This window comes from Amycolatopsis sp. NPDC058986 (assembly GCF_042741125.1).
Lineage (GTDB): Bacteria > Actinomycetota > Actinomycetes > Mycobacteriales > Pseudonocardiaceae > Amycolatopsis.
In genome coordinates, this window is record NZ_JBHYJW010000030.1 from 16,106 (window position 1) to 35,321 (window position 19,216).

At 70.3% G+C, this 19,216-nt stretch carries 16 protein-coding genes; 3 read left to right on the forward strand and 13 right to left on the reverse strand.

The features are described from left to right. Window positions 1–660: 660 nt before the first annotated feature. Window positions 661–3,576 (reverse strand): type I DNA topoisomerase, encoded by a 2,916-nt coding sequence (topA, locus tag ACFW0G_RS25135; RefSeq protein ID WP_378327830.1) that lies wholly within the window; start codon window positions 3,574–3,576, stop codon window positions 661–663. A 324-nt stretch (window positions 3,577–3,900) separates the two neighbouring features. On the opposite strand from topA, the gene ACFW0G_RS25140 reads away from it, so the two are divergent. Further along, window positions 3,901–4,737 (forward strand): serine protease, encoded by an 837-nt coding sequence (locus tag ACFW0G_RS25140; protein WP_378327831.1) that lies wholly within the window; start codon window positions 3,901–3,903, stop codon window positions 4,735–4,737. A gap of 3 nt (window positions 4,738–4,740) precedes the next feature. Here the strand turns inward: ACFW0G_RS25140 and ACFW0G_RS25145 are convergent, their stop codons facing one another. The 3 genes from ACFW0G_RS25145 to ACFW0G_RS25155 form a co-directional block, all read right to left on the reverse strand. Continuing rightward, window positions 4,741–5,367 (reverse strand): hypothetical protein, encoded by a 627-nt coding sequence (locus ACFW0G_RS25145; RefSeq protein WP_378327832.1) that lies wholly within the window; start codon window positions 5,365–5,367, stop codon window positions 4,741–4,743. A 51-nt stretch (window positions 5,368–5,418) separates the two neighbouring features. Continuing rightward, window positions 5,419–5,898 (reverse strand): hypothetical protein, encoded by a 480-nt coding sequence (locus tag ACFW0G_RS25150; protein WP_378327833.1) that lies wholly within the window; start codon window positions 5,896–5,898, stop codon window positions 5,419–5,421. 284 nt (window positions 5,899–6,182) lie between these two features. Continuing rightward, a complete protein-coding gene (locus ACFW0G_RS25155; protein ID WP_378327834.1) occupies window positions 6,183–8,444 on the reverse strand; it encodes a sodium-translocating pyrophosphatase in 2,262 nt (753 codons plus the stop codon). A 301-nt stretch (window positions 8,445–8,745) separates the two neighbouring features. Between ACFW0G_RS25155 and ACFW0G_RS25160 the strand changes: the two genes are divergently transcribed. Beyond that, window positions 8,746–11,478, forward strand: a complete 2,733-nt coding sequence (locus ACFW0G_RS25160; RefSeq protein WP_378327913.1) for a DEAD/DEAH box helicase — start codon at window positions 8,746–8,748, stop codon at window positions 11,476–11,478. 36 nt (window positions 11,479–11,514) lie between these two features. On the opposite strand, the gene ACFW0G_RS25165 is transcribed toward ACFW0G_RS25160, so the two are convergent. The 9 genes from ACFW0G_RS25165 to ACFW0G_RS25205 all read right to left on the reverse strand — a co-directional run bounded on the left by ACFW0G_RS25165 (window position 11,515) and on the right by ACFW0G_RS25205 (window position 17,828). Continuing rightward, window positions 11,515–12,141, reverse strand: coding sequence for a bifunctional DNA primase/polymerase (locus tag ACFW0G_RS25165; RefSeq protein WP_378327835.1), 627 nt, complete (start codon window positions 12,139–12,141; stop codon window positions 11,515–11,517). A 406-nt stretch (window positions 12,142–12,547) separates the two neighbouring features. Further along, entirely contained in the window at window positions 12,548–12,931 is a 384-nt protein-coding gene (locus ACFW0G_RS25170) for an Rv3654c family TadE-like protein (RefSeq protein ID WP_378327836.1), read from the reverse strand. Next, window positions 12,918–13,292: a TadE family type IV pilus minor pilin gene (locus ACFW0G_RS25175; protein ID WP_378327837.1), complete on the reverse strand. Its 375-nt coding sequence runs from the start codon at window positions 13,290–13,292 to the stop codon at window positions 12,918–12,920. Before ACFW0G_RS25175 ends, ACFW0G_RS25170 begins: the two co-directional genes overlap by 14 nt. Continuing rightward, window positions 13,292–13,468 (reverse strand): DUF4244 domain-containing protein, encoded by a 177-nt coding sequence (locus ACFW0G_RS25180; protein ID WP_378327838.1) that lies wholly within the window; start codon window positions 13,466–13,468, stop codon window positions 13,292–13,294. Before ACFW0G_RS25180 ends, ACFW0G_RS25175 begins: the two co-directional genes overlap by 1 nt. A gap of 29 nt (window positions 13,469–13,497) precedes the next feature. Next, complete coding sequence (locus tag ACFW0G_RS25185; protein ID WP_378327839.1) at window positions 13,498–14,235, reverse strand: type II secretion system F family protein; 738 nt, start codon at window positions 14,233–14,235, stop codon at window positions 13,498–13,500. Continuing rightward, window positions 14,232–14,996 carry a type II secretion system F family protein gene (locus ACFW0G_RS25190; RefSeq protein WP_378327840.1) on the reverse strand — a complete coding sequence of 255 codons (765 nt, stop codon included), beginning with the start codon at window positions 14,994–14,996 and terminating at the stop codon, window positions 14,232–14,234. Before ACFW0G_RS25190 ends, ACFW0G_RS25185 begins: the two co-directional genes overlap by 4 nt. A 91-nt stretch (window positions 14,997–15,087) precedes the next feature. After that, a complete protein-coding gene (locus ACFW0G_RS25195; RefSeq protein WP_378327841.1) occupies window positions 15,088–16,260 on the reverse strand; it encodes a TadA family conjugal transfer-associated ATPase in 1,173 nt (390 codons plus the stop codon). Then, complete coding sequence (gene ssd / locus ACFW0G_RS25200) at window positions 16,257–17,330, reverse strand: septum site-determining protein Ssd (protein ID WP_378327842.1); 1,074 nt, start codon at window positions 17,328–17,330, stop codon at window positions 16,257–16,259. Before ssd ends, ACFW0G_RS25195 begins: the two co-directional genes overlap by 4 nt. A gap of 369 nt (window positions 17,331–17,699) precedes the next feature. Continuing rightward, complete coding sequence (locus ACFW0G_RS25205; protein ID WP_378327843.1) at window positions 17,700–17,828, reverse strand: hypothetical protein; 129 nt, start codon at window positions 17,826–17,828, stop codon at window positions 17,700–17,702. A gap of 37 nt (window positions 17,829–17,865) precedes the next feature. On the opposite strand from ACFW0G_RS25205, the gene ACFW0G_RS25210 reads away from it, so the two are divergent. Next, entirely contained in the window at window positions 17,866–18,699 is an 834-nt protein-coding gene (locus ACFW0G_RS25210) for an HAD family hydrolase (protein WP_378327844.1), read from the forward strand. The last annotated feature ends 517 nt before the right edge of the window (window positions 18,700–19,216 follow it).

Below are 19,216 nucleotides of genomic sequence, written 5' to 3' on the forward strand. Positions count from 1 at the left end.
TGGATGACGGTATTCGGTGAGCGGTTCCGATGACGCTGCGAAGGGGTTCTCACCCCCTTCGCGGTGACGCTGCGGAGTCGCTTCGCACCCTGGGTATCTACGCCGTTCGGCCGCTTCGCAGCGCTTGACGGGGACAGGCCGATCGCTGTCCGTGGGGTGGGTTTCGGGCGCCGCGGGGACAGCCTTCGGTGCCACACGGCGCTAACGGCGGAGCAAGGGACCTTTGCTAACGCTCGGGGCACCCGATCCCGCCGACGCGGCGCCGGTGTCCAGCCAGGCACTGTCGCTACGGGTTCCGGGGCCGTGGCTGCCGCCAGACGTGCTGAAGGGCGCCTTCAGTGCGTTGAGCGCAACGAAGGCGTCCTTCAGCACCGCCAGTGCACCGAAGGCGCCCTTCAACACACTGGCCCGGGGTGCGACAAGGGCGTCCCTGGGCGCGTTGGGTGCAACGGGGGCGTCCCTCGGTGCGGTGAACGCACCCAGGGCGTCCCTCGGTTCCGGCCCGGCGGGTGGAGCGGGGAGCGAGGGACCTTTGCTAGCGCTCGTGCCCCCGGCTCCCAGCGCGACCACCAAGCCCCGAAAAGCCGTGAAGGCCTCCTTCACAGCGCTCAACGCTGTGAAGGAGGCCTTCACGGACCTGGACGACGACTGCGCGGGCGGCTACTTCGACTTCGCCGTCGTGGTGCGCTTCTTCGCGGCGGTCGTCTTCGTCCCGGTCGACTTCGCTGTCCCCGACTTCGCTGTCCCCGACTTCGCTGTCCCCGACTTCGCTGTCCCCGACTTCGCCGTACCGGACTTCGCCGTACCGGACTTCGACGTGGACGACGTCGACTTGCGGGCGGGAGCCTTGCGCTTCGGAGCCGGGCCCTTCGCGCGCTTCTCCGCCAGCAACTCGGCAGCGCGCTCGGCGGTCAGTTCCTCGATACTGTCGGTCTTCCGCAGCGTCGCGTTGTACTCGCCGTCGGTCACGTACGGACCGAACCGGCCGTCCTTGACGACCATCGGCTTACCCGACACCGGGTCCTCGCCCAGTTCCTTGAGCGGCGGCTTCGCCGTCGCCGAGCGGCCACGCTGCTTCGGCTCCGAGTAGATCTTCAGCGCCTCTTCGAGCGTGATCGAGAACAGCTGGTCCTCAGTGGACAGTGAGCGCGAATCCGTGCCCTTCTTGAGGTACGGGCCGTAACGCCCGTTCTGCGCGGTGATCTCGTCGCCCGACTCGGGGTCCTTGCCGACCACTCGCGGCAGCGAGAGCAGCTTGAGCGCGTCGTCCAGCGTCATCGTCTCGATGGACATCGACTTGAACAACGAGCCCGTACGCGGCTTCGGCTGCTTCGCCTTGGCGGCCTTCTTCTGCGCGGCCGTCGCACCCTCGGGCAGCGGCTCCGGCTCCGGCAGGATCTCCGTGACGTACGGCCCGAAGCGGCCTTCCTTCGCGACGATCTCGTGCCCCGACACCGGATCCGTGCCCAGCACGCGACCCTCCTGCGGAGTCGCGAACAGCTTCTCCGCGATCGCCTGCGTCAGCTCGTCCGGCGGCAGGTCCTCGGGCAGGTTCGCCCGCTGCGACGTCCCGTCGACCTCGCGCTCCAGGTACGGGCCGTAGCGGCCGACGCGGACGACGACGGTGTGACCGTCGGAGTCGCTGAACAGCGGGATCGAGTTGATCTCGCGGGCGTCGATGTCCTCGACGCTGGAGCCGACGAGCTTCTTCAGCCCGCCGAGCCTGCCGACCGAACCGTCGACGCCCATGTCGCCGCCGAAGTAGAACTTGCCCAGCCACTCCGTCCGGTGCTCGTCACCGGCGGCGATGCGGTCGAGCTCGTCCTCCATGCCAGCCGTGAAGCCGTAGTCGACCAGCCGCTCGAAATGCCGCTCCATCAGGCCGATCACGGCGAACGCGACCCAGGAGGGCACCAGCGCGGAGCCCTTCTTCCACACGTAGCCGCGGTCCTGGATGGTCTTGATGATCGACGCGTAGGTCGACGGACGGCCGATGCCCAGCTCTTCGAGCTTGCTGACCAGGCTCGGCTCCGAGTACCGCGCCGGCGGCGAAGTGGTGTGCCCGTCCGGGGACAGCTCGGTCGCGGTCAGCGCCTGGTCCTTGACCAGCTGCGGCAGCCTGCTCTGCTTGTCGTCGGCCTCGCCGCCGGTCTCGGTGTCGACCGCCTCGACGTACGCCTTGAGGAAGCCCGCGAAGGTGATCGTGCGGCCCGACGCGGCGAAGGTGCACTCCTCGCCGCTGGTGGCGGTACCGACGATCCGCACGGACATCGTGGTGCCCTTGGCGTCGGCCATCTGCGAGGCGATCGTGCGCTGCCAGATCATCTCGTAGAGCCGGTACTCGTCGGTGTCCAGCTCCTTCGCGACCTGCCCCGGCGTCCGGAACACCTCACCCGATGGCCGGATCGCCTCGTGGGCTTCCTGCGCGTTCTTGACCTTGCGGGTGTACTGCCGCGGCGACGGCGAGACGTACTCCTTGCCGTACAGCTGCGTCGCCTGGCTACGCGCGGCCGAGAGCGCCGACTCCGACAGCGTCGTCGAGTCGGTACGCATATAGGTGATGTACCCGTTCTCGTACAGCTTCTGCGCGATCCGCATCGTGCGCTCGGAGGAGAACCGCAGCTTGCGGCCCGCCTCCTGCTGCAGCGTCGAGGTCATGAACGGCGCGTACGGCTTCCGCGTGTACGGCTTCTCTTCGACACTCGCGACCTTGAAGTCGCGCTGGTTCAGCGCCTGCGCGAGCCGGACCGCGTCGGCCTCGGCGAGGATCCGCACGTCGGCCGAGGACGACTTGAGCTGCCCGTCGGAACCGAAGTCGCGGCCGGTGGCCAGCTTCGCGCCGTCGATCGAGATGAGCCGCGCCGGGAACGCCCGCGGTGTCGCGTCGGCGCCCGCGTCCATCGTCGCCGAGATGTCCCAGTACGACGCCGAGGTGAAGCGCATCCGCTCGCGCTCCCGCTCGACGATGATCCGCGTCGCCACCGACTGGACCCGGCCCGCCGACAGCTTCGGCATGACCTTCTTCCACAGCACCGGCGAGACCTCGTAGCCGTAGAGCCGGTCGAGGATGCGCCGGGTCTCCTGCGCGTCGACGAGGTCGGCGTCCAGCTCGCGGGTGCTGTCGGCGGCGGCGCGGATGGCCTGCTCGGTGACCTCGTGGAAGACCATCCGGCGGACCGGCACCTTGGGCTTGAGCGTCTCCAGCAGATGCCAGGCGATCGCCTCGCCCTCGCGGTCGGGGTCGGTGGCGAGGTAGAGCTCGTCGACGTCCTTCAACAGGCCCTTCAGCTCGGTGACCTTGGACTTCTTGTCCGGGGTGACGACGTAGAGCGGCTTGAAGCCGTTGTCGACGTCGACGCCCAGCCGCGCCCACGCCTCTCCTTTGTACTGGGCCGGCACGTCGGCGGCACCACGCGGCAGGTCGCGGATGTGCCCGACCGAGGACTCGACGACGTAGTTCCCGCCCAGGTAGGGGGCGATCTTGCGGGCCTTCGTGGGCGACTCGACGATCACCAGCCGCCGGCGCCCGGAGGCGTCCGTCCCGGTGCCGTTCTTCTTGGTCCGTGCTCCTGCCACGCTTCGCCTGCTCTCCGCTCATCTCCGGCCGCCGCGGCGGCGGCCCGCCCCTCGACGCCGGGGCCACGCCCGTGTCTCCGACCTGTCAGTGTGCACGCTCGTACCACCCGAACGGCGCCGAGGTGGCACAACACGCCGCTTCGGGAGTCTCCACCACATCGCCATTGACCTCGACGATGTTTCTTTTCCACACCTAGCACGTGATGTCGGACACGCGCAGTGCAGGGTGCGAGAGTAACTGGCCGGATACCCTCCGTTCGACGGTGGTGGGCGTCACGCGTCGTCGCTTGACTTACTAGCTCGTCGAGCTGAAAGGACCCCACCATGATCCGACGACTCCTCGGCGCACTAGCCGTCGCGGCCACGGCGACCGCCGTGCTGGGGACCACCCCGGCGCTGGCCGCGACAACCACGTTCGCGGGCACCGTCGCGCTGTCCAACTGTTCGGGCTCCGTGGTCAAGCCCGCCGGCACGCCGGACACCGCTCCCGCGATCGTGATGTCCAACGGGCACTGCCTCGAAAGCGGCATGCCGCAGCCCGGCCAGGTCATCGTCAACAGGGCCTCGTCACGCAGCTTCAGCCTGCTTTCCGCGGACGGGCGGCGCTCGGTCGGGACCCTGCGCGCGAAGAAGATCGTGTACGGGACCATGACCGACACCGACGTCTCGTTGTACCAGGTGAGCACGACCTACGCCCAGATCAAACAGCAGTACGGAATAACCGCGCTCGAACTCTCCAACGCACACCCGGCCGACGGCGTGCGCATGGACGTGGTGTCCGGCTACTGGAAGCAGATCTACTCCTGCACGGTCAACGGCTTCGTCCACGAGCTGCGCGAGAACGGCTGGGTGTGGAAGGACTCGATCCGCTATACGCCGGACTGCCAGACCATCGGCGGGACCTCGGGCTCCCCGATCGTCGAAACCTCGACCGGCAAGGTCATCGGCGTCAACAACACCAGGAACGAGGACGGCCAGCGCTGCACGCTGAACAACCCGTGCGAGGTAGACGAATCCGGGAACGTCACGGTGCACCAGGACACCCCCTACGGCCAGGAGACCTACGGCATTCCCGCCTGCCTGACCGCGGCCAACGAGATCGACCTGGCCAAGCCGGGCTGTTCGCTGCCGAAGCCACTCGCCACCGACATCGCCGCCTGAGACTCAACCCGCCCGCCTGGCCGGAGCCGCCTCCGGCCAGGCCGCCTCGGCCCCGATCGGCGGCTCGCCGATGAGTTCCAGCAGGCTCTCCAATCTGCGGCGTCCGGTCACCCGTACGGCGGGAACGTCCGCCTTGGGACCGAGCAGCCGGGCGGGCACGCCGAGCGGTGCCAGCGCGGCGGCCAGCCTGGCGTGTGTGCCGGGCGCCAGCGGGTCGAGCGCGAGCAGATAGGCGCTGCCACCCTGCCTGCCGCTCGCCAGCGCCCACATGCGCAACATCGCGCCACTCAGCCGGAACCCGTCGGGCACCGCCTTGCCCGAATCGTCCTCCGCCGGACCGGTGCGGCCGTCCCGCAGCCAGCGGGACGCCAGCGGCAGCAGGTCCACCCGGAACGACGTGCGCACCTGGGGCTGGCCGCAGTCCGCGGTGCCGACCTGCGCGTCGGCACCGCGCCTGCGGCATTCGCCCGCCAGCGCGCGAGCCCGCCACGGCTCGTCCACGACCACCGACAGGCGCGCGGCAGTGCGGCCGAACCCGGTGATCTGGCCGTGGCAGCACAGCAGTCCGGCCAGATCGGCCAGCCCCGGCCCGCTCGCCTCGGCGGAGAAGAACGAGATCGTCCGATCCACCCGGGTATACTAGAACACAAGTTCGAATCGGGCGAGGTCCAGCGGGGAGGGTTATTTGGGGGCGGCAGGCACCGTCAGCTGCTGACAGCCGGGCGTCCGCTTGCTCGCGGCGTCCATGTCCGGCACGTCCTGAAGACCCTTGAGCACGTTGAGCCCGGCGATCTGGTCGAGCGTCGCCCGCGCGTCACCGAGGGCGTCACGGGTCACGGCGGGCTCGGCGTGCGCGTCGTCGATGCGCTGCCGCACGTTCTGCGCGCGCTGCCGGATGTCGCCGAACCGCTCGACCATGTCCCGCCTTGCCTTGTCCGCGGCGGGCGCCGGGGGCGCGTCGAGACGCTGGAGGCCGTCGATGGTCTGGTCGAGCCCGCCGACCACGGAACCCAGCAACGCACTCGACGTTTTCGAAGCCTGCTGGGGAGTGCTGGGATCGACGGTGGGCAACGCGGCCAGCGTGCGCACCAGGTGTGTGACCGCACCGCAGTAACCGTCCGCCCATCTGGCCGCCGGATCGGCCTGCTCCGCGGCACTCACGGGATTTTCCTCCCGTGCCTGCGAAGTGATCACCGGCTGCTGTCCGCATCCGGCGAGGCCGATCCCGATTCCTGTTGCTAGCGCGGCAAGAACGGTCAACCGCGGCCGCACTCGTACACCTCCTGCCCGTCGACGTCCAGCAGCCCCGACCGTACCGACACGAGCATGCTTCGCAAGTCGCCGGGCGATTTCCGGGATGAGATCACACACGGAGCGTGATCGGTTACAGAGCGACGCGGCCCGGCATGCGAAGTTCGCACACCGGGCCGCGTCCGGGAAAAGGATCAGACTTTCGCTTCCGCCGGGGTGTCGGCGATGACGGTGCCCCGTCGCTTGGACACCACGATGGCCGCGATGATCACCGCGACCGCGACGAGCGAGATGATGATCCGCACCGCCGGGCTGGCGTGCTCGCCGATCGAGAACTGCACGACGGCGGGGGCGACCAGCACCGAGACCAGGTTCATCACCTTGATCAGCGGGTTGATCGCCGGGCCCGCGGTGTCCTTGAACGGGTCGCCGACGGTGTCGCCGATGATCGTCGCCTCGTGCGCCGACGAGCCCTTGCCACCGTGGTTGCCGTCCTCGACGAGCTTCTTCGCGTTGTCCCACGCACCACCGGAGTTGGCGAGGAAGATCGCCATCAGCGTGCCGGTCGCGATCGCGCCCGCGAGGTAACCCGCGAGCGCGCCGGTGCCGAGACCGAACCCGACCGCGATCGGAGCGAACACCGCCAGCAGCCCCGGAGTCGCCAGCTCACGCAGCGAGTCGCGGGTGACGATGTCGACCACCTTGCCGTACTCGGGCCGCGTGGTGCCCTCCATGATCCCCGGGATGTCACGGAACTGGCGGCGCACCTCGTACACAACAGCGCCTGCCGCCCGCGAAACCGCGTTCACCGCGAGACCCGAGAACAGGAACACGACCGCCGCGCCGACGATGACACCCACCAGGGTGGCCGGGCCGACGACGTTGGCGATGAACTCCTTGCCGTCCCCGATCGCCTTGGTGATCGCGTCGGAGTAGGACCCGAACAGCGCCGTCGCCGCGAGCACGGCCGTGGCGATCGCGATGCCCTTGGTGATGGCCTTGGTGGTGTTGCCGACCGCGTCCAGCTCGGTGAGGATCTGCGCGGCCTTTTCGTCGACGTCACCGGACATCTCCGCGATGCCCTGCGCGTTGTCCGAGACCGGGCCGAAGGTGTCCATCGCGACGATGACGCCGACCGTGGTGAGCAGACCGGTACCGGCCAGCGCCACGGCGAACAGCGCGACGCCGCCACCGAGCAGGTAGGCCCCGAACACGGCCGCGCCGATCACCAGCGCGGTGTACACAGCGGACTCGAAACCGACCGAGATACCGGACAGGATCACCGTGGCCGCACCGGTTTCCGACGTCTTGCCGACGTCCTTGACCGGCTTGTGCTCGGTGCCGGTGTAGTACCCGGTGAGCCGCAGGATGATCGCGGCGAGCACGATGCCGATGATCACCGCGACGGTCGCGATGACCGCGGGGTTGCCGGGTTCGCCGACCTTCCCGCCGGTGAGTTCGGAGAACGAGCTCGGCAGGTAGACGAATGCCGCGACTGTCGAGAGCACCGCGGAAATCGCCGCGGAGATGTAGAACGAGCGGTTGATCGTGACGAGGCCGCCTTCGCCCGCGCGCGCCTTGGTGATGTAGACGCCGATCACCGCGGTGATCACGCCGATGGCGGGCACGATGAGCGGGAAGATCAGGCCGTGCACGCCGAACGCCGTGCTGCCCAGGATCAACGCCGCCACCAGCATGACCGCGTACGACTCGAACAGGTCCGCCGCCATCCCGGCGCAGTCGCCCACGTTGTCACCGACGTTGTCGGCGATGGTGGCCGCGTTACGCGGGTCGTCCTCCGGGATGCCCTGCTCCACCTTGCCGACCAGGTCCGCGCCGACGTCGGCGGCCTTGGTGAAGATACCGCCGCCGACACGCATGAACATCGCGATCAGCGCGGCACCGAAACCGAAGCCCTCCAGCACCTTCGGCGCTTGGCCGGTGTAGACGAGCACGACGAGGGCCGCACCGAAGAGGCCGAGGCCGACGGTGATCATGCCGACCACGCCGCCGGTGCGGAACGCGACCCGCATCGCGATCTCGCGGCCGCCCTCTTCCCTCGCCGCGGCCGCCACGCGCAGGTTCGCCTGCGTGGCCAGCCACATGCCGAGATAGCCGATGCTGAACGAGAACGCCGCGCCGACGAGGAAGAAGATCGACCGGCCGATCCGCTCGTTCCAGTCATCGGCGGGAAGCGCGAACAACAGCAGGAACACGATCACGCCGAAGATCGCGAGGGTGTTGCGCTGCCGTTTGAGATAGGCAGCCGCGCCTTCCTGCACTGCCTTCGCGATGTCCTGCATCTTGGTGGTGCCCTGGCCCGCGGCCAGCACCTCCTTGAGCAGCACGTAGCCGATGACCAGTGCGGCAAGGGCGACCGCGGCGACCACACCGACGATGGTGTAGCCACCTCCGGAGAGCGTCAGACCGCCCTCCGCGAGGAACTGCCGGGACATTCGTCCTCCTGGAGACGTCGCCGTTCGCCAACGACGAACCCGCCGATCCACGGCGTGCCGGCGCTGGCATGGATCTGTACCGATCGACACGCTAGCCGTGCGGGGACGCACGTCTCACATGACGCTCGCCACAGAGAGTGTGGATTGCGGGAGTGTATTGGTAGTGAGAAAGTGCCTGGCAAGGCGTCCCGATCACAATACGATCCGTGACCTTGTGAGACTGCTCACTGGATCGATCAGCGCAGCGCAAAGCCCGTGCCCGGCCAGGTTGTCGTACCCCTGTGCCAAGCTCGATGCCGTGGTGGACGGCAGGGCGGGCGCACGCGGGCGGCGGTTACTGGAGCGGGTGACGGCGGGCATCCCGGCCAGCGAGAACCCGATCACTCATGTGGCCGAGCTGCCCGCCAGGCCCGCCGGGCACGCACCGTGGCCGGGCTGGGCCGCGGCGCCGGTGGTCGACGCGTTGCGGGCGTGCGGCGTCGAGCGGCCGTGGACGCATCAGGCGGAGGCGGCCGAGCACGCGTTCTCGCGACGGCATGTGGTGATCTCGACGGGGACGGCTTCGGGGAAGTCGCTGGCCTACCAGCTGCCGGTGCTCACGGAGATCTCCGAGGGCGGCCGGAGCACCGCGCTGTATCTGGCGCCGACGAAGGCACTCGGCGCCGACCAGTTGCGTTCGGTGTCCTCTTTGGACATCGAGGGAGTGCGCGCCGCCGCGTTCGACGGGGACACCCCGATGGCCGAGCGCGACTGGGTACGCGCGCACGCGAACTGGGTGTTCACGAACCCGGACATGCTGCACCGCGGAATCCTTTCGGCGCACGGCCGCTGGGCGCAGTTCTTCCGGCGCCTGCGCTACGTCGTCGTCGACGAATGCCACAGCTACCGGGGGGTGTTCGGTTCGCATGTGGCGCTGCTGCTGCGCCGGTTGCGGCGGGTCGCCGCGCACTACGGCGCCTCGCCGGTGTTCGTGCTCGCCTCGGCGACGACGGCCGCGCCCGCCGAATTCGCCACTCGGCTGACGGGGGTCGACTGCGCGGCGGTCACCGAGGACGCGTCGCCGCGCGGGGCGCGCACGGTGGCGTTGTGGGAGCCTCCGTTGCTGCCGGAACTGTCGGGAGAAAACGGGGCGCCGGTACGTCGCTCGGCCGGGGCGGAGGCGTCGCGGATCCTGACCGAGCTGGTGGTCGAGGGCGCCCGATCGCTGGCGTTCGTCCGCTCCCGGCGTGGCGCCGAACTGACCGCGCTGGGCGCGCGGCGGCTGCTGTCCGAAGTGGACCCCGCGCTCGTCGGCACCGTCGCCGCCTACCGATCCGGGTACCTGCCGGAGGAGCGCCGGGAGCTGGAAGCGTCGTTGCTGTCCGGGCGGTTGCTGGGGGTCGCGACCACGAACGCGCTCGAACTCGGTGTGGACATCGCCGGACTGGACGCTGTGGTGCTCGCCGGATATCCGGGGACGCTGGCGTCGTTCTGGCAGCAGGCAGGCCGGGCGGGTCGCACGGGCGACGCGGCGCTCGTGCTGTTCGTGGCGCGGGACGATCCGCTGGACACGTACCTGGTGCATCATCCGGCGGCGCTGCTCGACCGGCCGGTGGAGACCGCGGTGCTCGACCCGTCGAATCCGTACGTGCTGGCGCCGCAGCTCGCCTGCGCGGTCGCCGAACTGCCGCTCACCGAACCGGAACTGGCTGCCTTCGGCGGTGACGCCGCGCGCGAGGTGCTGGCCGAGCTGACGGCGGACCGGTTGCTGCGCCGCCGTTCGAGTGGCTGGTACTGGATCTCGCGGGACCGCCCGCACGCGGATGTCGGCATTCGCGGTTCGGGTGGTGACCAGGTCGCGGTGGTCGAGGCGGATTCGGGACGGATGCTCGGCACGGTCGATCCGGGTTCGGCGTGTTTCGCGGTGCATCCGGGCGCGGTCTACCTGCATCAGGGTTCGTCGTACGTGGTGGACGAACTGGATCTGGAGACGGGCCTGGCGCTGGTGCACGCCGAGGATCCGGATTGGAACACGTCGCCGCGCGAGGTGGTCGACATCTCGGTACTGAACACGCAGGAACGTTGTGTGCACGGCGGGGTAAGCGTCTGCCTCGGCGAGGTGGCCGTGACGTCTCAGGTGGTGGGCTACCTGCGACGCCGCCCCTCCGGCGAAGTGCTGGACCACACGCCACTCGACCTGCCGGAGCAACGCCTGCAAACCCGCGCCGTCTGGTACACCATCTCCACCGACCTCCTCGGCCCTACCGAGAACCCGGTGGGGACCAAGGATTCTCAGGCGGGGACCGGAGTCTCGGGGCCGGAGCCCGAAACTGTCGCGCCGGTGGGGACCGAGGACTCTCGGGCGGGGACCGAAACTCCTGACAACGCAACAACAACAGACACCAAGGCCGAGCACGTCCAACAGGCAACCGATCTGACAGACGCAACCACGGTGGGGGTCCGGGGGCGTGCCCCCGGGCGGGGTGTGGGGGTTGCACCCCCACAAGACACGATGAGCGAGGCCAGCGAGCGCTCTCCGCGAGCAGACCTCCCCCACGAGCGAGTACCCCCACAAGACACTCGGAGCGAGCCGGGTGAGTGCCGCCAGGCACGAACAGGGCTCGCCCACTCGCGCAGAACACCGGGGGGCGCCGGATTGGTTCCGGCGCGCGTCCCCGGTGCCCTGCATGCCGCCGAGCACGCGGCGATCGGCCTGCTACCGCTGTTCGCTACGTGCGACCGCTGGGACATCGGCGGGGTTTCTACCGCGTGGCACGGAGACACCGGGGAGGCGACGGTGTTCGTGCACGATGGTCATCCCGGGGGTGCGGGATTCGCCGACCGCGGTTTTGCCGCAATTGTCCCGTGGCTGGCCGCAACGCGGGAGGCGATCGTCTCCTGCGAGTGCCCGACGGGGTGCCCGTCCTGCGTCCAGTCGCCGAAGTGCGGGAACGGCAACGAGCCGCTGGACAAGGCGGGGGCAGTGGCCGTATTGGATGCCGTGCTCGGGGCTTTACGTCAACACGGGGACCAATGCGGCCACGGTGGTACCTGATACTGCGTGATGCTGCCGTCTGCCGGGATGGGACCGTCAGGCGGCGGAGGACTCGACCAGCTGCGCACTCGGCGTGGCCTCGCCACGCAGGGCGCGAACCAGTACGTCGTGCACCTCGGCGGCGTCCGGCAGCTGCCAGCCGCACACCTCCGGCTTGACCCGCCAGTGCACGACACCGTGCTGGAAGGGCGACGGGGGCAGCGGGATCCAGCTACCGGCACCGTGCCACTGGATCGTGGCGCGTGTGGCGAGCTGGCCCGGGACGTGGTCCGCCACGGTGGTGAGGAACAGCCAGCGGCCGTTCGGCATCGCGACGATCGGCGCGGGGTGCCCGAGCGCACGCAGCAGACGTGCGGCCCGCTTGCCCAGCTCGTCGTCCACCTCGATCGCGTCGAGGACGGTGCCGGTGGCCACCAGCAGGCTGTGGGTCCGGTCGGAGAACCAGGTGGCGACCTCGTGGGCGTGCGTGCCGATCCGTTCACGCCAGTTGTCGTGCACGGGCACCGGGCGGCGCCAGGTGAGGTCGTCCCCCTCTCCGGTGATCGGGGCCGGGCTCGTCCCGGGCAACACCGGCCAGCCACGCCAGGCGAGACCGATCGCCTCCGCCCGCAGTTCGATGCGGAAGGCGCCCCGCCAGCTGTCCGGCCAATTCGCGTCCAACATTGCTTTCCTGCCTTCAAGTTCCGGTTCTCGCGCTACCCGGGGCCGTTGGCCGGTGCCGTGGTGGCGCACATCTCACTAAACGGCAAGTTGCACTTTGCGGGGAGCCCCCGCGCGACAACCGGTGGTTACCGGGCGATGAACGCCCGGTAGTTCAACCGCCGAGCCGAATCCCCGAAGCCGATCATCGGCCGACGACGACCGGTCTCTGGCCGCTCGTCGCAGCCGGATCCCCGGCCCCCGGCACCCGCCGGACGACCGCGTGGTTGCCGTGGTGCGACCGTTCGGCCCACCCAACCGCGCCTTTTGACCGCTCGTCGACAGTCAGCGACCGCTGCCCGTGCCTGGCCTCCACTCGCCGTCCAGGCCGGCGGATCAGCCCGGCGGCTCAGCGGTGACCGGTGGCCGGTCATGGCGGACGGTCGACCGGTCCGGCCCTCGCCCGCGCGGAGGGCGAGGGAAACCAGGCCGGATGCCCCGCCGCCGACGAATGGACCTCGACCAGGGCGTCGCGCCGCTCCCACCGGCAGCTCACCACAGCGGCGGCCATGTGCTCCGCCACCCGACGCGCGCGCTCGCACGCGCGAGCGGGCCCCTCTGCCGCGTACGAGGCCGCGGCGAGGGCACCCAGATCGGCGGCCGCTTCGAGCCGGTGCCGGGACGTCGTCGCCGCGCCGAGGAGAAAGACCAGCGCCGCCACGCTGACCAGGGCGGCGACCGCCGCCGCGGTCCATACGGTCGCCACCCCGGCATCGGCGCTGTCGGTTCTTCCGTGCCGGTCAACGACCCGCATGCCCGGCCTCCGTCCCCGGCTCGGCCATCGCGTAGGCCGTCGCGCTGAGGTGGACACCCGGCAGCAGACCGCCCAGTGCCTCGGCACCGACCTCGACGGTGATGCCGTCGCCCGCCCGCCGGACATCGAGCCGCGCGCCGCTGGGCGCGATGGTGTGGACGGCGGACTCGGCCTCGGCGGGCTGGCCTCTGGCGAGGAGTCTGGCCGCTTCCCTCGCGGCGTCGGTGCAGCGCAGCTGACCGGACACCGTGCCGATCCCGGCGAGGAGGCAGGCGAGCACGATGGTCAGCCCGCCGAGACCGATCGCCGACTCCACGGTGACGTAACCGCGATCGCCCGCACGCCGGATGCCGACGTCCATCAGAAGGCCACGGTCAGTGCCCGCTGGACGAGGCCGCCCAAAAGCGCGAACACCGATTGCCCGGTCAGCAGACCGTAGAGAACAGCGGCGAACGCCGCCGCCGCGACCGTGCCGATGGCGTACTCGGCCGTGGTGGTTCCGGTGTCGGAACGGCGGAACCGGGAGAAGTAACGCATCAGGATACCTTTCTGTCCATTGTGGATGGTTAGAGCGCGCCGCCGAGCCTGGCGGCGAGGCCGAGCACGACCGGCACCACACCGAGGCAGAAGAACGCGGGCAGGAAACAGAGGCCGACCGGAAGCGCCAGTACGACACCCGCGCGCTCGGCCCGCTCCTCCGCCTCGGCGCCAAGGCCGTCGCGGAGCCGTTGGGCCAGCTCGGCGGCTGCCGAAGCGAGGGCCGTCCCGGCACGCGCCGTCCGGATCGCGGCGGCGGCGAGCTCGCCCAAACCAGGCGCCGTCCGCACGGCCGCCCAGGCTTCGGCGGGCTCGGCCCCCAGCGCGAGGAGGCCGGCCGTGGACCGCAACGCGTCCGCTGATCCCGGCGGCGCTCTCCCGGACACGGCCTCCAGCACGACCGGTACCGGCAGCCCGGTCCGCAGACCGGCCGCGAGCAGATCGAGCGTCGCCGCGGCTCGAAGCCGCTCGGCCACGCCGTCTTCCCGTCCGGCCCGCCGCGGTTCCCTGCGCAGGAGCCACCAGCTCCCCGCCGCGACCGCGACGCCGATCCCGAACCCGGCGGCGCCGCCGAGCAAGGCCGTCACCGAGGCTCCGGCCGCCATAGCCGCCACCGCATGGAGGATCAGTCTGATGCGGTGACGCGGCTGTCCGCCCGGCCTCGCCGTGGCCACTCCCGCCGACTGGAGTCCGTACGCGTGACCGGGCCAGAGCGCGAGCGCCCCGGCGAGAAGGATCAGCCCCGCCCCGGTCACGGGCGGGCTCATCGGAATCCCGCCTTGCCGAGCAGGGCACGGCACCACGAGGTGCCCGCCCAGATCAACGCGCAGCCGGCGATCAGGAGAAGCTGGCCCGGCACCGTCGCGGTCAGCACATGCAGGGGGTCCGCACCCATCGACTGGCCGAGCACCACGCACACCGCGGGGAGCCCGGTGAGCACCGCCGCGCTGGCCCTCGGCCCCGCCATCTTGGCGCGCAACCGCCGCGCGAACGAAAGTCCCGCCTCGACGTCCCGGCGTGCCGCGTCGAGCACAACCGCCATCGGCAGGCCGTATTTCCGTGCCAGCGCCCAGACATCGGCCAGTTCGGGCAGCGAAGCCGAGCGCAGCTCGCCGTCGAGCCTGGCAGAGGAAGCCAGTGCGCGAAGTTCCCCGGCGAGTTCGGGCACGACCTCGGCGGTCGCTTCCGCGGCCGACACCGGATGCGCGCCCGCACGGAGTTCCGCGACCATCGTCCGCATGACCGTCGCCATGCGCTCGCCGGAAACCACGGCAGCGGTGCTCCGGCGTCGGTCACGCCATTCCTGCCGGAAAGCCAGCGTGAGCAACCCGGCGGCGACCACACCTCCTGGCCCTGCCACCGGAGCGACGACGACCGCGAGCAGCAGCCACTTCCAGCGGTGCCACACCCGGGGCAGGCGAACGCGCCGGCTCCGGGTTCGGCGACGTGCGATCCGCGGCCGCGAAGAAGCCGACGGCCAGCACAGCGACCCCGCTCCCGCGAAGATCAGGCCCCATGCCGTGGTCATCGTCGCACCGCCCTGCCGGCAAGGCGTGGCCTCGGCAGAAACGCGAGCATGATTTCTTTGACTGCCAACGAAAACTGGAGAATCAAGAGGCTCAGCACGCGATCGCCCCGCCCAGCTCGGAAGGCGCACCGAGATCAGTGAGCAGGCGGCGATCGGTGGTCCACCGCCCCGCCCGCCACACCGGCAGGACCCTCGCGCGACCGCGGTCGTCACGCAGCACACCCACCTCGGCCAGCCTGCGCCTGCCGCCGGTGCCCCGCCGCATGTGCAGGACCACCCGGATCGCCGCGACCAGCTGGCTGTGCACGGCTTCACGACCGAGCCCGCCGAGCGCGGCCAGCGCCTCGACGCGGGCCGGGACCTCCGCCGGGGAATTGGCGTGCAACGTGCAGGCGCCACCGTCGTGCCCGGTGTTCAGTGCGTTGAGCAGTGAACACACCTCCGCACCACGGACCTCACCGACGATCAGCCGGTCGGGCCGCATGCGCAGGGCCTGGCGGACCAGCTCGGGCAGGCTCACCTCGCCCGCACCCTCCACATTGGGCGGACGGGCGATGAGGCTGACGAACTGCGGATGCGCCGGCTGCAGCTCACCCGCGTCCTCGACACACACGATGCGCTCGCCGGGCGGCACCGCGCCGAGCAAGGCGGCCAGCAGCGTCGTCTTACCCGCCCCGGTGCCGCCGGTGACGAGAAACGCCAGCCGTCGCGAAACGACCCGGCGCAGCAACTCGGCACCCGCCGCGTCGAAGACGCCCAGTGCCCGCAACGCCTCCAGATCATGAGTGGCGGGCCGGAGCACCCGCAGTGACAGACACGTCCCGTTGACCGCGACAGGCGGCAGGATCGCGTGCATCCGGACCCGCCCGTGCGGCCCCGTGCCCGGCAGCCAGCCGTCCACATAGGGCTGTGCATCGTCGAGCCTGCGGCCCGCCGTGAGCGCGAGACGCTGGGCGAGCCTGCGCACCGCTTCCTCGTCGGCGAACCGGATCTCGGTGCGAACCAGCCCGGTGGGGCCGTCGGCCCACACCTCGTCCGGCGCCGTCACGAGGACGTCGGTCGTCGCGGGATCCTCCAGCAGCGGAGCGAGCGGACCGGCGCCGACGAACTCGTCACGGGCGAGCCGGACCGCGTCGAGCACAGCGTCATGCCCCAGCGCACCACCCGCCTCGGCCCGCACCGCTTGCGCCACCGCCACCGGATCGGCCACCCGGTGACCGCCCGCGAGCCGATGGCGTACGCGGTCGACGAACTCGGTGCTCATCGTGGCGCCACCCCACCCTCGCACCGCGCCGCCGCCAGCACGGCCTCTGCTGTCTTGGCCAGCGGCCCCCGGTTCTTCAGCCGGAATTCGCCGTTCTCCACGGCAACCGCGAGGCCGCGCTCGGGTGGCATGAACGCCAGCAGGGGCGGCCCCAGCAACGCCGCCGTCTCCTGCGGGGTGAAGCCGACCGGAGACCGTCCACATGCGACGATCCCGATCCGGTCGGTGTACGCGGTGAGCCTGCGCATGACCTGCTTCGCCGCCATGCAAGCACGGGCTTCCACCGGAACGGCCAGCACCACGAGATCGGCGTCGGCCACCACCACGGCCTCTTCCTCACCGAAGCCGCGGGGGAGGTCACAGACCACGGTGCGACCGGCGCGTCTTCCGGCGGCGAGGACCGCGGCGAGAGCCTCCGCCGACGGCCCCGGCCCGTCCCGCCCGCACGAGAGCACCGGGAGACCACCCCCGTCGTGCCGGTGCTGGGGCAGGTCACCGAGCAGTGCCGGCAACGACACCCGCCCGGTCAGCTGGACCTCCGGCCAGCGTCTGCCTTCCGTCTTCTCCAAGCCGAGCAGCAGATCCACACCACCGCCGAGCGGATCGCAGTCGATGAGCAACGCCCCGCCCGGATCCTCGTCCGCCGCCAGTGCGATCGCCCCGGCGAGTACCGAAGCGCCCGCGCCGCCGCTGCCGCCGATGACACCGATCAGCCGCCCGGCCCGCTCGGCGGGTCCATCGAGGACATCGGCGAACGCCTCGGCGAGCGCCGATTCCTCGTCGGGCAGCGCGATGATCCGATCGGCCCCGGAGTTGTAGGCATGCCGCCACGCGTCGCCCTCCGGCGCGCCCTTGCAGATCAGGACGACACCCCCGCGGCGGGGAAGATCCGGCCCCGCCCGGACGGCGGCCTGGTCGAGAACGACGAGTGGCGCACGGGCCCAGCGCGCACGGGCGGCCGCCAGATCCGGCGCGCATTCCGGTTCGCAACCGGCGACCGCGGCGACGCGCAGTATTTCTTCGAGCACGGTCTCGTCCGTGGCGACGACGAGCGGGCGTACCTCGGTCATGCGTTTCTCCCCCTGAAATCGAGCTGGATGTCGAGCCGTCCGGCCGGGTGACCGGGCCGGAGTTCCACCGTCGCCCCGGACACGGGCGGCGCACAACACCGACGACCCTCTCCTGTGGACAACCGGGGTGTTGTGGACAACCTGGCCCGCAACGGGCTTCGGCACCACGTTTCGTCGGCGTTCTGTGGCAGGATGCGCACCGCCCGTGCGCAACGGCGAATGGCGGACTGCGCGCGAGACCCGCTTCGTCGAAACTTCCGTTGGCAGGCAATAAAAAAGGGCGGCCCCTGCCAGGGGGGAGGGGCAGGGGCCGCGGGGTTCAGCCCCGGGGGGTCGGACTGAACCGGCCCGGTTCCGCACCGGGCTTTCTCACTGTAACTCCGCCATCAGCCGGATGGCGCATTCAGCCGCACCCACAATTCGATAACGGCGCACCGCCCCGAAAGCGCCGCGCAGGCGTGAATTTTCCGGCAACACACCGTCGATGTTGTCGATCAACGCGGGCCTGCCGGCGGGACTCTCCTATCCTGGCAAGGTGCCCGAACCCAGCAGCAGTGCGCCGACGCCTGCCACCCCAACGGAAAACGCCGTCGCCGCGTTCTTCGATCTGGACAAGACGATCATCGCCTCGTCGAGTGCGTTGGCGTTCAGCAAACCATTACTCAGAGAGGGATTGATCAATCGTCGCGCCGCGTTGCGAAGCGCCTACGCGCAGCTCGTGTTCTCACTGGCCGGCGCCGACGAGGACAAGACCGAGCGCATGCGCGCGGAGGTCTCGGCGCTCTGCGCGGGCTGGGACGTCGCCCAGGTGTCGGCGATCGTCCGCGAAACACTGCACGACGTCGTCGACCCGCTCGTCTACGTCGAGGCGACGGAGCTGATCGCCAAGCACCGCGCGGACGGCCACGACGTCATCGTGCTTTCGGCGACCGGCGAGGAGGTCGTCGCGCCGGTCGCCGAGATGCTCGGTGCGACCCGAAGCGTCGCCACCCGGATGCAGATCGTCGACGGCTGCTACTCCGGCGAAGTCGACTTCTACTGCTACGGCGAGAACAAGGCCGTCGCCGCGAAGCAGCTCGCGACGACGTACGGGTACAACCTCGCCGAGTGCTTCGCCTACACCGACTCGAGCACGGACATCCCGCTGCTCGAAGTCGTGGGTCATCCCCACGCGGTCAATCCCGACAAGCTCTTGCGCCGCGAGGCGGCCGAGCGGGACTGGCCGGTGCTCACCTTCGAACGGCCGATGTCGCTGCGAAGCCGGATTCCGTCCCGGTCCGCCGGGCTGGTGGCGCTGGGGTTCGGCGTCGGCGCCGTGGCGGCCGGAGCGACCTGGTACGGGCTCAGTCGTCGCCGACGGTCCAAGTGACCGCCCGGTAACACCCACACGGCGGCCCGGGCTCCGGCTTTTCCCAGCCCAGCCCGGAATTGTCCGTCGCCGAGCGTGCCGATGTCACCAGATCGAGCCTCTGTACCGGTGCACCCATACGCGCACTTGAAGTGACCGCTCGCACGGCGTAGAAAGTAGGTGCGGACGTTTGGTCGGCCAGGGAGCAGGTAGAAGAGAAGCCTGTTCCACCCCGGCAAATCTCCGTGCGCGGACTCCGGGTACCCACGCGCAGCGCGCCGCGGGAGGCTCGTCGTCTAGGGACTGCGTAGTGGGACGCCACACGCCGAGTCCATGTAGGTACGACCAGAGTTGCACGCTTGGTCGCCCGAGTAGCCCGCGCGAGAGGGACCGTGTTCGTAGGTCTTCGACCTACTCCCACGGTCCCTTTTCATATGTGGGGGCCGAGGCTGTTTACGCGTGGGGGCCGAGCCCCCACACCCCCACGGTGCGGTCGGTTGCCGACCCAGCACGGTCACCTTCCTGGGGTCAGGATCTT

Excerpts from the sequence above, each read along its gene's own strand:
- ACFW0G_RS25155 (WP_378327834.1), bottom strand. The coding sequence starts at position 8,444 with ATGTCCCGGCAGTTCCTCGCGGAGGGCGGTCTGACGCTCTCCGGAGGT.
- ACFW0G_RS25165 (WP_378327835.1), bottom strand. The coding sequence starts at position 12,141 with ATGTTGGACGCGAATTGGCCGGACAGCTGGCGGGGCGCCTTCCGCATC.
- ACFW0G_RS25195 (WP_378327841.1), bottom strand. The coding sequence starts at position 16,260 with ATGAGCACCGAGTTCGTCGACCGCGTACGCCATCGGCTCGCGGGCGGT.
- ACFW0G_RS25140 (WP_378327831.1), top strand. The coding sequence starts at position 3,901 with ATGATCCGACGACTCCTCGGCGCACTAGCCGTCGCGGCCACGGCGACC.
- ACFW0G_RS25190 (WP_378327840.1), bottom strand. The coding sequence starts at position 14,996 with ATGACCACGGCATGGGGCCTGATCTTCGCGGGAGCGGGGTCGCTGTGC.
- ACFW0G_RS25185 (WP_378327839.1), bottom strand. The coding sequence starts at position 14,235 with ATGAGCCCGCCCGTGACCGGGGCGGGGCTGATCCTTCTCGCCGGGGCG.
- ACFW0G_RS25175 (WP_378327837.1), bottom strand. The coding sequence starts at position 13,292 with ATGGACGTCGGCATCCGGCGTGCGGGCGATCGCGGTTACGTCACCGTG.
- ACFW0G_RS25180 (WP_378327838.1), bottom strand. The coding sequence starts at position 13,468 with ATGCGTTACTTCTCCCGGTTCCGCCGTTCCGACACCGGAACCACCACG.
- ssd (WP_378327842.1), bottom strand. The coding sequence starts at position 17,330 with ATGACCGAGGTACGCCCGCTCGTCGTCGCCACGGACGAGACCGTGCTC.
- ACFW0G_RS25170 (WP_378327836.1), bottom strand. The coding sequence starts at position 12,931 with ATGCGGGTCGTTGACCGGCACGGAAGAACCGACAGCGCCGATGCCGGG.